This is a genomic window from Actinoplanes sp. GCM10030250, from assembly GCF_042666575.1.
GTDB lineage: Bacteria > Actinomycetota > Actinomycetes > Mycobacteriales > Micromonosporaceae > Actinoplanes.
Window position 1 is genome coordinate 110,814 of the sequence record NZ_JBHTDO010000031.1, and the last position, 14,799, is coordinate 125,612.

Here is a 14,799-nt window from a genome sequence, read left to right on the forward strand (position 1 = left end):
GTTCTTGACGAGCGTGCGGGAACGGCGCACGCTGGGAGCGCTCCCATTAACGCACATCGATGTGAGGTTGGAGAATGGCCCTCAGTAGGAAGTTCACCGCAACCCTCGGCGCCGCCGTCCTCGGCGCGGGATTGCTGGTGGCGGCCCAGGTCGAGGCCGGTGCCGCGCCCCCCGTCCCCCCGCTCACCGACGGTAAGCAGCGCGAGGCGCTCGACCGCGGTCTGATCAGCGTCCGCTCCGGCAGCGGCAACCTGGTCAGCTGGCGGCTGCTGGCCACCGACCCGGCCGGTGTCACGTTCAACCTCTATCGAGGATCCACCAGGGTCGCCACCACGTCGGTGACCAACTATCTGGACTCCGGCGCGGCGGCGGGCCAGGCGTACACGGTGCGTCCCGTGGTGAACGGCGCCGAGCAGGCGGCGTCGGCCGCTTCGCTGAGCTTCGCGAACGGCTACCTCGACGTGCCGATCCAAAACCCGAACAGCTCGCTCTACGCCGCCAACGACGCCTCCACCGGCGACCTGGACGGCGACGGCAAGCTGGATCTGGTCCTCAAGTGGGAACCGCTGAACGCCAAGGACAACTCGCAGTCCGGCGTCACCGACCCGGTCTACATCGACGGGTACCGGCTGGACGGCACCCGGCTGTGGCGCATCAACCTGGGCCGTAACATCCGGGCCGGCGCGCACTACACGCAGTTCCAGGTGTTCGACTACGACGGTGACGGCAAGGCCGAGGTGGTCATGAAGACCGCCGACGGTACGACGTCCGGCACCGGTCAGGTGATCGGCAACGCGAGCGCCGACCACCGCAACTCCAGCGGTTACGTCCTCAGCGGCCCCGAGTTCCTGACCGTCTTCAACGGCCAGACCGGCGCGATCCGCTCCACCGTCGACTACGTCCCGCCGCGCGGCACCGTGAGCAGCTGGGGTGACTCGTACGGCAACCGGGTGGACCGTTTCCTGGCCGGCACCGCCTACCTGGACGGCTCCCGGCCCAGCATCATCATGGCGCGCGGCTACTACACCCGCAGCGTCGTGGTCGCCTGGGACTTCCGCAACGGCACGCTGACCCGGCGCTGGACGTTCGACAGCAACAGCTCCACCAACCCGGGTACCGCCGGCCAGGGCAACCACCAGCTCTCGGTGGCCGACGTCGACGCCGACGGCCGCGACGAGATCATCTACGGCTCGCTGGCGATCGACGACAACGGCGCCCGCCTGTGGAACACCGGGAACGGCCACGGCGACACCCTGCACGTCGGCGACCTCGACCCGAACCGCGCCGGCCTGGAGGTGTTCAAGGTCGACGAGGACGCCAGCAAGCCGTCGTCGTGGTTCGCCGACGCGCGTACCGGTCAGATTCTCTGGTCGACACCGGCCGGTGGCGACAACGGCCGCGGCGTCTCCGCCGACATCTGGGCCGGCAGCCCCGGCGCCGAGTCCTGGTCCTCCATCCCGTCCGGTGTGCGCAGCCCGTCCGGCGCGGTGGTCTCCAGCCGCAAGCCGAGCTCCACCAACTTCGTCATCTGGTGGGACGGCGACGCCCAGCGCGAGCTGCTCGACGCCACCCGCATCGACAAGTACGGCACGTCGGCCGACACCCGCCTGCTGACCGCCTCGGACGTGCACTCGAACAACGGCACGAAGGCGACGCCGTCGCTCTCCGCGGACATCCTCGGTGACTGGCGCGAGGAGGTCATCTGGCCGACGAGCGACAACACCAGGCTGCGCATCTACAGCACCCCGGCGGCGACCAGCCTGCGGGTGATCACGCTGATGCACGACATCCAGTACCGGACCGCGATCGCCTGGCAGAACACCGCCTACAACCAGCCCCCGCACCCGAGCTTCGCCATCGGCTGAGCGAACGCGCCGAACAGCTCCCCGGGGGCGTGCGGCACTGAGGCTGGGGAACGGGACTCGAGCCGGACGCGGATGGGCCCGGGGCAGGTGCGGAGACGGGTATGGGAACGGGCCCGGGTTCCGCACCGCCGCCGGGGGTGGATGGTGGGTCACCGCCCCCGGAGCAGGCCCGCACCGCCCAGGTCACGGATGGAGGCGTCCAGGACCTGGGCGGTGTGGGCCAGTGCGATCTGCCCGCCCCTACGGCGCACGCCGGCTGCTACCTGCATGAGGCAGCCCGGATTCGCGGTGACCAGCAGCTGCGCGCCGGTGTCGAGGACCGCGGCCGCCTTGCGGTCACCGAGTTCGGCCGCCGGGACGGGGTTGAGCACGTTCCACACGCCCGCCGAGCCGCAGCAGATCTCCGGGTCGGCGATCGGCCGCACCTCCAGGCCGGGGATGCCGGCGAGCAGCGCGCGCGGCTGGGCGCGAACGCCCTGCGCGTGCCCCAGGTGGCAGGCGTCGTGGTAGGCGACGGTCAGCGGCAGCGGATTCCGGCGGGCCACCGGGCCCAGTTCCACCAGCAGCTCGGTCAGGTCGCGGACCTTCGCGGTGAAAGCGGCGGCACGGGACGCGTACGCGGGGTCGCCGGCGAGCAGTTCGCCGTACTCCTTCAGCGACGACCCGCATCCGGCCGCGTTCACCACGAAGTAATCCATCCCGGTCGTCTCGAACGTGTCGATCAGCTTGCGGGCGAACCTCTGCGCCTCCTCCCGGCGCCCGTTGTGCACGCTCAGCGCACCGCAACATCCCTGGCCGGGCGGGATCAGCACCTCGCAGCCCTCGGCGGCCAGCACGCGTACCGTCGCTGAATTGACGTCCGGGAAGAACGCCGACTGCACACAACCGGTCAGCATGCCCACGACGGCGCGTTGTTTGCCGCGCGCGGCGACGCGCCGCGGCGGCTTCGGAACGGCACGCAGCCGCGGCGCCAGCGATTCCAGCGTGGCGAGGGTGGGTGCCAGTCGTTGCAGGAGGCCGGTCCGGCCCACGAGCTTGCGCAAACCCGATTTCTGGTACGCAAGGAGCGGCCCCCGCAACAACCGGAGCCGTTTGGGGTACGGGAAAAGCGCGAAGATCGCCGTTCGGAGAGCACGGTCCCGCGCGCTCCTGTCGTGCCGGCGCTCGACCTGAGCCCGGGTGTCCTCGATCAGCCGGTCGTAGCGCACCCCCGACGGGCAGGCCGTCACGCACGCCATGCAGCCGAGGCAGTTGTCGAAGTGGCCGACCATCGAGTCGCTCAGTGGTTCCCCGTCGAGGCCCTGCCCGATCAGGTGGATACGCCCGCGCGGCGAGTCCATCTCCTCGCCCCACAGCACGTACGTCGGGCAGGTCGTCAAGCAGAACCCGCAGTGCACGCAGTCCGACACGAGATCCGCGCTCGGCGGATGGTCGGCGTCGAACGCGGGCCCGCCGGCGGGGACGTCGATGCGCTCGGCGGCTCGCAGGGCGTCGGGCGGAGGCTCGCCGGTGCCGTGGGTGGCGTGGACGTCGGTCATAAATCAAATCCCTCCACTCTTTAAATCCCGCCCACGAACCGGCCCGGCGCGAACCGATGCTCCGGATCGAACTGCTCCTTCACCCGGCGCATCAGCGCGAGCCCCGGCACCGGACCCCACACGTCCAAGGTCTCGCGGACGTCGTCCGGCGCGCTCAGCACCACCGCGTGCCCGCCCGCCCGGACCGCCGCGGCGCGCAGCAGCTCCACCCGGCTGCGCGGGTCGCATCCGTCCGCGGGCAGGCCCGCGTACAGGACGCCGGCGCCCGCTGAGCCGGTGACCGTGGCGCCGGCACCGACCGCTGTCGCCACCAGCGCCGGCACCTGCGACAGCACTCCGGTCAGCTTCACCGTGACATCGCCCGGGGGCTGTTCGTCCCACCACGGCGGGGGCTCGGTGCTGGCCTCACCGCCCTCGAGCAGCGCGACCACCGCGGCGGCCCGGTCGCGCACGCCGGTCGCGGTGCCCTCGAGCAGGACCGCGATCTCCGGGTCGGCGCCCGGTGCCGCGTGGACCTCGAGCGCACTCGGCGCCACCTGGGAGGCGATGATCCGGGCGGCGTGGCCCGGTGGAGCTTTGGCCCGTACGAAAAAAGCCTGGAGCGGGGCCGGATGCAGGCGGAAGACGCACTCGGTGATCAGCCCGAGGGTTCCGAAGGACCCGGTGTAGAGCTTGCCCAGGTCGTAGCCGGCGACGTTCTTGACCACCTTGCCGCCCGCCCGGGCGATCTGGCCGTCCGGCCGGACCACGGTGATGCCGATCAGCAGATCGCGCGCGGCACCGTAGCGCAGCCGCCGCGGACCGCTCCCGTTGGCGGCAACCGTGCCCCCGGCCGTCGCGCCCTCCGGAGCGTCCAGGGCGAGCTGCTGTCCCGGCAGCGCGTGCAACTCGGCCATCGGCGTTCCGGCGCGGACCACCGTGATCAGGTCGCCGGCCGCGTGCTCGACCACTCCCGCCAGCCGCCGCGTGTCGATGATCAGGTCCAGCTCGCGCGGCGGGTTTCCCCAGTTCAGCTTGGTGCCGCCGCCCCGGATCACGATGCTCAGGCCCTGCGCCGCCGCGATCAGCGCGGCCGCCTCCCCGGTCGAAGCCGGCGCCGCCACCAGCCGCGCGGGCACACCGCCCACCACGTCGCCGTCGCCCGCCTTGACCGCCAGATCGTCGAGCACGCTCATTCAGAAGACCTCCGCGCCCTGGTGCTCGAAGCCGCCCTGATGCTCGGAGCCACGCTGTTGTTCGGAGCCACCCTGTTGTTCGGAGCCGCCCCGCCGCCGCCCCGGCCGTTCCCCGCACAGCCGCGGCGTGGGGAAGATCTTGCCGGGGTTCGCCAGGCCGTCCGGGTCGAAGGCGCAGCGCACCAGCTGCATCGTGTCGAGGTCGGCCTCGCTGAACATCCGTGGCATGTAGCGGGCCTTGTCGACGCCGACGCCGTGCTCACCGGTGATCGATCCGCCGTACTCGATGCAGAGGTCGAGGATCGCCCCGGAAACCGTTTCGGCGCGTTCCGCCTCGCCCGGCACGCTGTCGTCGAACAGGACGAGCGGGTGCAGGTTGCCGTCGCCGGCGTGGAACACGTTCGCCACCCGGACGCCGTGCTCGGCGGAGACCTCGTTGATGCGGCGCAGCACCTCCGGCAGCGCGGTCCGCGGGATCACCCCGTCCTGGACGATGTAGTCCGGGCTGATCCGCCCCACCGCGGCGAACGCCGACTTACGCCCTCGCCAGATCAGCTGCCGCTCGGCGTCGTCGGCGGCCACCCGGCTCTCGAACGCGCCCGCCTCGTCGCACAGCCGGGTCACCTCGTCGAACTGGGCCGCGACCTCGGCGGCCGGCCCGTCCAGCTCGACGATCAGCACCGCGCCCGCCCCCGCGGGGTAACCGCAGTGCACCGCGGCCTCGGCGGCCTCGATGGAGAGCGCGTCCATCATCTCGATCGCGGCGGGCACCACCCCGGCCGCGATGATCGCCGAAGTGGCGGCACCCGCCTGGTCGGTGGACGGGAAGGCGGCGAGCAGCGTGCGGACGGTCTCGGGCAGGCGGGTGAGGCGGACCGTCACCTCGGTGGCGACGCCGAGCGTCCCCTCGGAGCCGACGAACGTGCCGAGCAGGTCGTATCCCGGCGTGTCCGGGGCCGCGCCGCCGAACTGGACGTGCTCGCCGTCCGGGGTGACGACCCGCAGGCCGGTCACGTGGTTGGTGGTGAACCCGTACTTGAGGCAGTGCGCGCCGCCGGAGTTCTCCGCGACGTTGCCGCCGATCGAGCAGATCTGCTGGCTGGACGGGTCCGGGGCGTAGTAGTAGCCGTACGGGGTGGCGGCGTGGGTGACGTGCAGGTTGATGACGCCGGGCTCGACGACGGCCCGCTCGTCGGCCGGGCGCACCTCCACGATCCGGCGCAGCTGCGAGGTGACGATCAGGACACCGTCGGCGTGCGGCAGCGCCCCGCCGGACAGCCCGGTCCCGGAGCCGCGGGCGACGAACGGAACCTTCGCGGCGACGCAGGCGCGGACCGCGGCGGCGACCTGCTCGGCGGTGCGGGGGAGCACCACCAGCGCCGGGATGACGCGGTAGTGGGCGAGGCCGTCACACTCGTACGTCCGAAGTTGCTGCCTGTCGGTGAGCACCTGCTCAGCGGGCATCTCCGCGCGCAGCCGCGCCGCAAGCTCATCGACAATCGTCATCGTGGGCCTCCCTGGCGCCGGTGCCTACCGCCACGCTAACCGTGATCGACGCCGCGCGCGATGCCTCTGGCCGGGCTCGGCGCCGGGTGCGATGTCTCCGAGCCTGCTCGCCGCCGCGCGTGATGCCTCCGGAGGTGCGCGGGGCTCGACCGTATGGAACCGGGTGTCGCTTCCTAGCGGGCCGTGGTGGCCGCGTCACGCCACGTCGATGCAGCGTGCGGGCTTTTTCTGATCCGGCTGCCGTCTGCCAAGATGGCCGGATGCTGTCGACCGCCCGGACCCGTGCCGCCGCGACCGTCCTGACCGCCGCCTGCGCTCTCGCGCTGGTGGCCGGATGCAGCGACGACGAGACCGACCCGTCCCCGGACGCCGGGCTGATCGCCGTCACCACGATGCGCGGGGCGTTCCTGCAGGCCGCCGAGATCGGCCCGGCCTGGGACGCGCCGCAGGCGGCCGATCCGCAGGCGAGCGCCGATCCGGTGCAGATGGTGAACTTCTGCGGTGGCACCACCACCCCGCCGCAGGTGCCGCCGGGCGCCGACGTCGTGTCGTCCTCGCTCGCTGACGAGGGTTCGAAGGGTGCGCAGACCCTGCACCAGACCGCCCTGGTCTATCCGGACGCCGCCACCGCCGCGAACGGGCAGGCGCTGCTGAAGGCCGTTGCGGACAAGTGCGCTCCGTCGGTTTCGGTGCCGGCGACCGTCACCGCGGACCGCAACGAACCCGCGTACACCGAGACGGTCGAGGTGCGCCCGGTGGACGAGGCCGGCTGGTCGGGGTTCGTGATCATCCGGCACAAGCGGTACGAGGCGGCGCACCCGGGCACCGCTGACACCGCGGTCGCCGTGCTGAACAGCCGCAACGTGGTGCTGGTCGACACGTACGCGCTCTATCAGCTGAACAACGCGAGCGCGTCCCCGAACTTCGAGAACGACTGGAAGCGCTTGGTGGGCACCGTCGTTCAGCGCGTGGGCTAGTTCCGGGATGGTGTGCGGGCCCGTTGCTGGGCTTCTGCTGGGAATTGGGGCTGGGTCCACGGCTGGGTCCACGGCTGGGATTGCGAGCCGGACGCCGTTGGTCTAATGTTCGCTCTGCGCCGTTGCGAGTTCTTCCCCCGTGGAATTCGCAGCGGCGCCCTTATTTTCCCGGCTGCCCCGGCAGGTCCGGGAGCGACATCCCCCGACTGTCCGATGCGGACTCAACCGTCCCGGTGAAGTTTCTTGAGCACCGTTCGAACGTGGCCTAGGCTTTGGTCGGCTCATCAACCTCAGTTTATGCCGTGGCCGACATCGGGGGATGCGCATCGGCGTCAGCACTGCTCAGGGCTCTGCTCTGAGCGCTGCGCCGCTGCTCATGGCTGTACGGGAGGGGAGCCGGGGGTCCGGCGGGAGGTGGTGCGGGATGGCCGGTAAAGAGGGGGTCTTCTCGCTCGCCGGGAAGCTGGACCGGCTCTTCCGCGCCACGGACCGGCCCGAGCCCAGCTACATGGCGGTCGCCGAGGCGATCCGTGCGGCGCAGGGTGTCCCGATCTCGCACACGTACATCTGGCAGCTGCGCACCGGCCGCCGCGACAACCCGACTGTTCAGCATCTGACGGCGCTCGCCACGTATTTCGGGGTGCCGGTCGCCTTTTTCCTCGACGACGAGACGACCGCCCGGGTCGACGGTCAGCTGGAACTGCTGCGGACCCTGCGCGATGCCGGGGTGACCGAGATGGCGCTGCGAGCCGCTGACGTGTCGCCGGACGGGCGCGCGGCGATCAGCGAGCTGATCCGGCAGGTCTGGGAGTCCGAGCATCCCCGCGACACGGGCTGAGGTCCCCGGCACCCCGCCGCTGTTCGTCGCGGAAGGCCGCGCTGACCCGTGACAGCCAGGCGATCTCGTCGGCCATGTCCGGGCCGACCGGCGCCCACCGCCCGGGCGGGTCGGCCGGCGGCTCCCCGGCGGCCCGGCGCCGCAGCGCGAGCACGATCGCCCGCGCCTCCGCGACGGCTGCGTCTTCAGGGGCTGCGTCTTCAAGGGCTGCGTCATCAAGAGCTGCGTCTACAAGAGCTGCGTCTTCAAGAGCTGCGTTGTGGGGCTGGGCCGCGTCGGCCGGCAGGAAGTCGCGCAGGGCCAGCATGCCGTCGCGGATCTCGATGACCCGGCGGTAGAGGCGCAGCCGCACCCCCGCCACGCCCCGCGCCTCCACCGCCGAGCGGGCCGGCCGCCACAGCACCATCTGCGGGAAGGCCCGCCGCATCGCGCTCCACAGCGGCCGCAGCACCAGCAGCGTCCGGTAGGCGCCGAGCACGGTCCGCAACCGCGCCGCGGCGGGCACCGAGCCGCCGGCCAGGTAGAGCACCACGCCGGTCCGGCGTACGGCCACGGTCCACGGCTGCCACTGCCCGAAGTCCAGGGGCAGCCCGGAACCACGCAGGTCCACAAGAATGACAGTGCTCCCCGCGTACGCCGAAATGAGAGACAACCCGGCGCCCATGGTCACCAGGCCGACCCGCAGCATGCCGCGCGGCGCGGAGCGCCCGAGGGCCAGACAGGCGCGCGCACAGAGTGCGACCACCACCGCGAGATATCCCTCGAATACGGTCCAGTAGGCCATCTGCGCCGGGGTGATCCCGGCGGTCAGCCGGGGCGGCGTGGTCGCGATGCCGCGCGCGGCCAGGACGGTCATCGCGATCAGGACCGCACCGAGGAGTGCCAGCTGAGCCCGGCCCCGTCCCGTGCCGGTGACCAGGGAGATGAAGCGGAGCAGCAGAAACGCCGCGGTCACCCCGCAGAGGTGTGCGGCGACCGGGACGTCGCGGCCGGCGCGGATCGCGGGCGCCGCGAGGGAGACGGCGAGCGCGCACGCCAGGAAGCTGGCCCACAGCACCCGCTGCCGGTGATCCCGGCGCAGGCCCGGCAGCCGGGCGAGGACGATCACCCAGAGAGCGGCGCCGACCGCCAGCATCACGCCGGGGCGCCCAGTGCGTCGGCGATCCGGCCGACCGGGTCGTCACGGGCCGGTGATCCCGCGGTGCGGATCATCGAGGCGAGCATCTCGGCCTCGCGTTCCTGGGCCGTGGTGTGCCCGGCGCGCCCCAGCACACGGGCGACGAGCGCGGGATCCAGATCCGGAAAGAGCTGGGCCGCGCCGGCAGCGGCTTGATGCCCGCACAGGATGTGGGCGATCTCGTGCAACACGATGTGCTCGGCGTGCAGCGGCGAGGTGCCCGGATCGAAGAAGACGTAGTCGGCGGCGGGCATACCGATCCAGAGCCCGCACGGCGCACCGGGGCTGAGGCCGGGGAGCGGGCGGCGGTGCAGGGGACGGCCGCGCGAGGCCGCGACCTCGGCGCACAGAAGATCAAGATCGAAGGGGTACGGGAGACGGATGCCCCTCAGCCGCCGTGCGCTGCGGCGGCGCAGTCCCTCCATTGCCGGAACGGTACCCCGGCCGCGCCCGTGCTCGTAACTGCTCATTGGGAGCGCTAACCGAACAGCCTCTTCCGTGCGGGTGTGGAAAAGCCCACGGGACTGTTAACTATTCACCACGATCACGCTTAGCCTTACGAATTCCGGGGCAGGAAAGGTGTCTGGCCGCGGATTCTTAACCGGAGGTGGGTGCGGCATGAAGTTCGTCTACGACTTCCACGAGGGCAACAAGGACCTCAAAGACCTGCTGGGTGGCAAGGGCGCCAATCTCGCGGAGATGACGAACCTCGGCCTGCCGGTTCCCCCCGGATTCACCATCACCACCGAGGCCTGCCAGCAATACCTGCGCCACGGTACGCAGGTGGACGGCCTGTCCTCGGAGATCGACGAGCACCTGGCCACCCTGGAACGGGCCATCGGCCGCCGGCTCGGTGACTCGGCCGACCCGCTGCTGGTGTCCGTCCGGTCCGGCGCGAAGTTCTCGATGCCCGGCATGATGGAGACGGTCCTCAACGTCGGGCTCAACGACGAGTCCGTCGACGGGCTGTCCCGCCAGGCCGGCGGCAACGACCGGTTCGCCTGGGACTCGTACCGGCGGCTCATCCAGATGTTCGGCAAGACCGTCTGTGACGTGCCCGGCCACGAGTTCGAGGACGCCCTGCACGAGGCGAAGACGGCCAAGGGCGTCACCGACGACGTCCAGCTCGACGCCGACGATCTGCGGGCGCTCGTCGGCGCGTACAAGAAGGTCTTCGCCAAGCACACCGGGCACGAGTTCCCCCAGGACCCGCGCGAGCAGATGGACCTGGCGATCGCGGCGGTCTTCCGGTCCTGGAACGCCGACCGCGCCGTCCTCTACCGCCGCCAGGAGCGCATCCCCACCGACCTGGGTACCGCGGTCAACGTGGTCGCCATGGTCTTCGGCAACCTCGGCTCCGACTCCGGCACCGGCGTCGCATTCACCCGTGACCCGGCCACCGGCGAGCAGGGCGTCTACGGCGACTACCTGTCGAACGCGCAGGGCGAGGACGTGGTCGCCGGCATCCGCAACACGCTGTCGCTGGCCGACCTGGAACGGCTCGACAAGAAGTCGTACGACGAGCTGATGCAGATCATGGCCACCCTCGAGGGCCACTACCGCGACCTGTGCGACATCGAGTTCACCATCGAGCGCGGCAAGCTGTGGATGCTGCAGACCCGGGTCGGCAAGCGCACCGCTGCCGCCGCCTTCACCATCGCGGCCCAGCTCGTCGACGAGGGCGTGATCGACCTGGACGAGGCGCTCACCCGGGTCACCGGCGCCCAGCTCGGGCAGCTGATGTTCCCGCGCTTCGACCTGTCGCCGTCCCCGGAATCGTCGTCGCCCGACTCCATCACCCGGGGTGTCGGGGCCTCACCGGGCGCGGCCTTCGGCGAGGTGGTCTTCACCGCGGCGCGGGCCGTCGAGGTGGCCGCCCAGGGCCGGCCGGTCATCCTGGTCCGCCGGGAGACCAACCCGGACGATCTGCCCGGCATGATCGCCGCCGAGGGCATTCTGACCAGCCGTGGCGGCAAGACCTCGCACGCGGCGGTGGTGGCCCGTGGCATGGGCAAGACCTGCGTCTGCGGTGCCGACGAGATGGAGGTCGGCCGTGACTCGTTCACCGTCGGCGGGCACACTGTCCGCGAGGGTGAGGTCGTGTCGGTCGACGGGACGACCGGGCGCGTCTACCTCGGTGAGGTGCCGGTGCGGCCGAGCGAGGTCGTGCAGTACTTCGAGGGGGACCTGGATCCGGCGAACGCCAACGATCCGCTGGTGGCCGCTGTGCACCGGATCATCACGCACGCCGACGAGAAGCGGCGGCTGCGGGTGCGGACCAACGCTGACACCGGTACGGACGCGGCTCGGGCGAGGCGTTTCGGTGCACAGGGGATCGGGTTGTGCCGTACCGAGCACATGTTCCTCGGCGACCGGCGTGAGCTGGTGGAACGGCTGATCCTGGCGCGTACCGACGACGAGCGCAACGGGGCCCTCGCGAAGTTGCAGCCGCTGCAGCGCGCCGACTTCCTGGAGATCTTCCGCGAGATGAACGGGCTGCCGGTCACCATCCGGCTGATCGACCCGCCGCTCCACGAGTTCCTGCCGTCGCTGGAGGAGCTCGCGGTGCGCGTCGCGGTCCAGCACGAGCACGGCCGGCGCGTCGAACACGACGAGAAGCTGCTCGCCGCCGTGCGCCGGATGCACGAGCAGAACCCGATGCTGGGCCTGCGCGGCGTACGCCTCGGCCTGGTCATTCCCGGCCTCTTCGCGATGCAGGTCCGGGCCATCGCGGAGGCCGCGGTCGCCCTCGCCGCCGAGGGCGGCAGGCCGCGCCCGGAGATCATGGTTCCGCTGGTGGGTGCCGTTCAAGAGCTGGAGACGGTACGCACGGAAGCCGAGAAGATCATCGCGGAGGTGGTCGGCGAGTCTCCCGTGGAAATCCTGATCGGCACGATGATCGAGGTGCCGCGGGCCGCCCTGACGGCCGGGCAGATCGCCGAGGCGGCCGAGTTCTTCTCGTTCGGCACCAACGACCTGACCCAGATGGCGTGGGGGTTCTCCCGCGACGACGTGGAGGGCGCGTTCTTCTGGCGCTACCTGGAGCTGGGCATCTTCGGCATCTCCCCGTTCGAGTCCATCGACGCGGACGGCGTCGGGCGCCTCGTGAAGATCGCCGCTGAGGAGGGGCGGGCCGCGCGCCCCGGGCTGAAGCTGGGCGTCTGCGGTGAACACGGTGGTGACCCGGACTCGGTGCACTTCTTCCACGAAGTAGGGCTGGATTACGTGTCGTGCTCACCGTTCCGGGTGCCGATCGCCCGTCTGGAGGCAGGGCGGGCCGCAGTGCAATCCGACGGCTCGGACCACCGCTGAGCAACCCTCCCACAGTTTCGCGGCGCCGGCTGTCTCCGAGGCGGCCGGGTTGAGTCGGCCGGGTTGAGTCGGCCGGGTTGAGTCGGCCGGGTTGAGTCGGCCGGCCGGCTGTGCCGTCCGTCCGCTTGCGCCGGGCCGGAAGGCCGCGGGCGATGTGCCACAGTGGCCGGTTCGCGAACCCGACCGGGTACAGCCTGCCGATTCCGGCGAAAGATGTCGGTGGGTGGGTCTACCGTCCGGGTGTTGGAGCAAGTCACGGGTCGATCGGCAAGGGAGCTGTCATGACGTCCCGTCTCAACCCCTACCTGACGTTCAACGGCAACGCGCGCGAGGCCATGGAGTTCTACCACTCGGTCCTCGGCGGCGAGCTGAAAGTCAACACGTTCGGCGAGTTCGGCACACCGGACCCCGGCATCAAGGACAAGGTGATGCACGCCCAGCTCACCACGTCCGACGGCAACACCCTCATGGCCTCCGACGTCCCGCCCGGCATGGACTTCGCCCCGGGCAACACGATGACCGTGAGCCTGAGCGGCGCCCCCGGGGACAACCTCCAGGACACCTGGTCCAAGCTCGCCGACGGCGCCACCATCGCCGTACCCCTGGAAAAGCAGATGTGGGGCGACGAGTTCGGCCAGCTGGTCGACCGCTTCGGAGTCCCCTGGATGGTCAACATCGGCCAGCAGTAACCCGCCGCCACCCGCCGCCACCGCCCTCGCGGCCCGCCGCCCGCGCCCTCGGCGGCGCCCGCGGCCCGCCGCCCGCGCCCTCGGCGGCGCCCGCGGCCCACCGCCCGCGCCCTCGGCGGCGCCCGCGGCCCACCGCCCGCGCCCGCGGCCTCCCGCCCGCGCCCGCGGCCTCCCGCCCGCGCCCGCGGCCTGCCGCCCGCCACCGCGGCCTGCCGCCCGCCACCGCGGCCCGCCGTCGCCCCCGAGCCGCGACCGGAGCAGAGGTCTCGGCTCGCACGACCCTGCGCACCTGTCCCGCTCACACCCTGCGCCCATGTCCCGGAATGCGGGATCGGCCATCACGATGAGCGACGAATCACGCTCATGTCCAGCTTCCGACAACGTTTCCCGGCTTCTTGGGACGCATTGCCACCATGTCATCACCGGATTGGCATCTTCGCAGTTGAGGGTGTCCATTAATGGCGCCTGGCCGCCTGCCCCGAATGGTACGAATTCATCGATCTTGGGGTACTGGGGAAATGTGGTGGTGGCCACGTAATGCAATCCTCGGGGACACTGCGTGACCAAGGTGGAGCCTAGACTCGCCCCGAAATCCAGCATCTGAACGAGCCGGGGGGCTCGTGTTTCAGGGTGCTGGAGGTTGCCGAGGGGGAGCTACGTGACGGTCGACCGGCCGATCCGTGAGTGGAACGGCTTGATGATTCCGGAGCCAGGCGTCTACAAACTGGACGAGGCGCACAAACGAATAGGTTTCTTGGCGCAGCACATGATGGTCAGCCCGATTCGCGGTGAGTTCGCCGCTGCGTCCGCGACGATCGTGGTCGGGGGAGACCCACTGAGGTCGTCGATCACGGCCACCATCAGGTCTGCCAGCATCAACACGCACAATCCGGATAGGGACAAACATCTGTCGAGCCCGGATTTTCTCGACGTGGAACGATTTCCCACATTGGACTATCGCAGCACCGGCATCGCGTGGGAGGCCGACAGCGACCCGATCTTCCATTGGGCGCGGCTGCGCAACAACCCGCTCGGCCGCCGCGGCACGGTAGCCGACCTGCCACCCGCGGCGACCCGATCGTCCGGCCGGTTCGTGGTGAGCGGCCTGCTGGCCATCAAGGGTGTGACCCGGGCGATCGACATGCACATGGAGTTCGGCGGGGCCCGGCGTGACCCCTACGGCCGGGACATCTTCGGTTTCAGCGCGTCGGCGGAGTTCGATCGCGAGGACTACGGCCTGCTCTGGAACGTGCTCCTCGAAAGCGGCGGCGTCCTGGTCGGCAAAAAGGTCAAAATCGAACTCGCGGGCGAGGCCATCCGCGAACCGTGACCCCCACCGCCCACCGCCGCCCCTCCCTCCCCGAACCGCAAGACACCACTCACGCCCAGCCGGCCCAGTCAGCTGGCCGCGAGGGGTGCTTTTCGGGCCGTGGGGCCCCGCTCGCGGCCAGCCGGGCGGCTCGGCTGGCTGTGAGGGGTGCTTTTCGGGGTGTGGGGCCCCGCTCGCGGCCAGCCGGGCGGCTCGGCTGGCTGTGAGGGGTGCTTTTCGGGGCGTGGGGCCCCGCTCAGGGCCAGCCGGGCGGCTCGGCTGGCTGTGAGGGGTGCTCTTCGGGGCGTGGGGGCCCGCTCACGGCCAGCCGGGCGGCTCGGCTGGCTGTGAGGGGTGCTTTTCGGGCCGTGGGGCCCCGCTCAGGGCCAGCTGGGTGGGAAGGCCGGGCCGGG

11 protein-coding genes are annotated in these 14,799 nt (G+C 71.1%); 6 read left to right on the forward strand and 5 right to left on the reverse strand.

From position 1 onward, the window contains the following. Positions 1-74 precede the first annotated feature (74 nt). Complete coding sequence (locus tag ACFQV6_RS32415; protein ID WP_378031445.1) at positions 75-1,865, forward strand: rhamnogalacturonan lyase; 1,791 nt, start codon at positions 75-77, stop codon at positions 1,863-1,865. A 149-nt stretch (positions 1,866-2,014) separates the two neighbouring features. Here ACFQV6_RS32415 and ACFQV6_RS32420 read toward each other — a convergent pair whose 3' ends face one another. From ACFQV6_RS32420 to ACFQV6_RS32430, 3 genes are read right to left on the reverse strand one after another with little or no spacing between them, the layout of a single operon-like run. Further along, positions 2,015-3,403, reverse strand: a complete 1,389-nt coding sequence (locus tag ACFQV6_RS32420; RefSeq protein WP_378031446.1) for a (Fe-S)-binding protein — start codon at positions 3,401-3,403, stop codon at positions 2,015-2,017. Between the two features lie 20 nt (positions 3,404-3,423). Beyond that, the gene (locus tag ACFQV6_RS32425) at positions 3,424-4,578 is read right to left on the reverse strand and encodes an FAD-binding oxidoreductase (protein ID WP_378031447.1); all 1,155 of its coding nucleotides are present in this window, start codon (positions 4,576-4,578) and stop codon (positions 3,424-3,426) included. Next, positions 4,579-6,084 carry an FAD-linked oxidase C-terminal domain-containing protein gene (locus tag ACFQV6_RS32430; protein WP_378031448.1) on the reverse strand — a complete coding sequence of 502 codons (1,506 nt, stop codon included), beginning with the start codon at positions 6,082-6,084 and terminating at the stop codon, positions 4,579-4,581. It lies immediately after the preceding gene. A gap of 260 nt (positions 6,085-6,344) precedes the next feature. On the opposite strand from ACFQV6_RS32430, the gene ACFQV6_RS32435 reads away from it, so the two are divergent. Together ACFQV6_RS32435 and ACFQV6_RS32440 are read left to right on the forward strand one after the other, a co-directional pair. After that, positions 6,345-7,061, forward strand: coding sequence for a hypothetical protein (locus tag ACFQV6_RS32435; RefSeq protein WP_378031449.1), 717 nt, complete (start codon positions 6,345-6,347; stop codon positions 7,059-7,061). A gap of 424 nt (positions 7,062-7,485) precedes the next feature. Further along, the gene (locus ACFQV6_RS32440) at positions 7,486-7,899 is read left to right on the forward strand and encodes a helix-turn-helix domain-containing protein (RefSeq protein WP_378031450.1); all 414 of its coding nucleotides are present in this window, start codon (positions 7,486-7,488) and stop codon (positions 7,897-7,899) included. On the opposite strand, the gene ACFQV6_RS32445 is transcribed toward ACFQV6_RS32440, so the two are convergent. Further along, positions 7,844-9,034 (reverse strand): MAB_1171c family putative transporter, encoded by a 1,191-nt coding sequence (locus tag ACFQV6_RS32445; RefSeq protein WP_378031460.1) that lies wholly within the window; start codon positions 9,032-9,034, stop codon positions 7,844-7,846. The genes ACFQV6_RS32440 and ACFQV6_RS32445 overlap by 56 nt on opposite strands. Beyond that, positions 9,034-9,501 carry a hypothetical protein gene (locus tag ACFQV6_RS32450; RefSeq protein WP_378031451.1) on the reverse strand — a complete coding sequence of 156 codons (468 nt, stop codon included), beginning with the start codon at positions 9,499-9,501 and terminating at the stop codon, positions 9,034-9,036. The genes ACFQV6_RS32445 and ACFQV6_RS32450 overlap by 1 nt, the downstream gene beginning before the upstream one ends. 193 nt (positions 9,502-9,694) lie before the next feature. On the opposite strand from ACFQV6_RS32450, the gene ppdK reads away from it, so the two are divergent. The 3 genes from ppdK (at position 9,695) to ACFQV6_RS32465 (ending at position 14,407) form a co-directional block, all read left to right on the forward strand. Next, positions 9,695-12,388 (forward strand): pyruvate, phosphate dikinase, encoded by a 2,694-nt coding sequence (gene ppdK, locus ACFQV6_RS32455; RefSeq protein ID WP_378031452.1) that lies wholly within the window; start codon positions 9,695-9,697, stop codon positions 12,386-12,388. 281 nt (positions 12,389-12,669) lie between these two features. Then, positions 12,670-13,077, forward strand: coding sequence for a VOC family protein (locus ACFQV6_RS32460; protein WP_378031453.1), 408 nt, complete (start codon positions 12,670-12,672; stop codon positions 13,075-13,077). A gap of 697 nt (positions 13,078-13,774) precedes the next feature. Continuing rightward, positions 13,775-14,407: a YceI family protein gene (locus tag ACFQV6_RS32465; protein ID WP_378031461.1), complete on the forward strand. Its 633-nt coding sequence runs from the start codon at positions 13,775-13,777 to the stop codon at positions 14,405-14,407. Positions 14,408-14,799: the final 392 nt, after the last annotated feature.

Coding starts and splice junctions, on each gene's coding strand:
- ACFQV6_RS32430 (WP_378031448.1), bottom strand. CDS start 6,084: ATGACGATTGTCGATGAGCTTGCGGCGCGGCTGCGCGCGGAGATGCCC.
- ACFQV6_RS32420 (WP_378031446.1), bottom strand. CDS start 3,403: ATGACCGACGTCCACGCCACCCACGGCACCGGCGAGCCTCCGCCCGAC.
- ACFQV6_RS32450 (WP_378031451.1), bottom strand. CDS start 9,501: ATGGAGGGACTGCGCCGCCGCAGCGCACGGCGGCTGAGGGGCATCCGT.
- ACFQV6_RS32440 (WP_378031450.1), top strand. CDS start 7,486: ATGGCCGGTAAAGAGGGGGTCTTCTCGCTCGCCGGGAAGCTGGACCGG.
- ppdK (WP_378031452.1), top strand. CDS start 9,695: ATGAAGTTCGTCTACGACTTCCACGAGGGCAACAAGGACCTCAAAGAC.
- ACFQV6_RS32445 (WP_378031460.1), bottom strand. CDS start 9,034: ATGCTGGCGGTCGGCGCCGCTCTCTGGGTGATCGTCCTCGCCCGGCTG.
- ACFQV6_RS32425 (WP_378031447.1), bottom strand. CDS start 4,578: ATGAGCGTGCTCGACGATCTGGCGGTCAAGGCGGGCGACGGCGACGTG.
- ACFQV6_RS32465 (WP_378031461.1), top strand. CDS start 13,775: ATGATTCCGGAGCCAGGCGTCTACAAACTGGACGAGGCGCACAAACGA.
- ACFQV6_RS32435 (WP_378031449.1), top strand. CDS start 6,345: ATGCTGTCGACCGCCCGGACCCGTGCCGCCGCGACCGTCCTGACCGCC.
- ACFQV6_RS32415 (WP_378031445.1), top strand. CDS start 75: ATGGCCCTCAGTAGGAAGTTCACCGCAACCCTCGGCGCCGCCGTCCTC.
- ACFQV6_RS32460 (WP_378031453.1), top strand. CDS start 12,670: ATGACGTCCCGTCTCAACCCCTACCTGACGTTCAACGGCAACGCGCGC.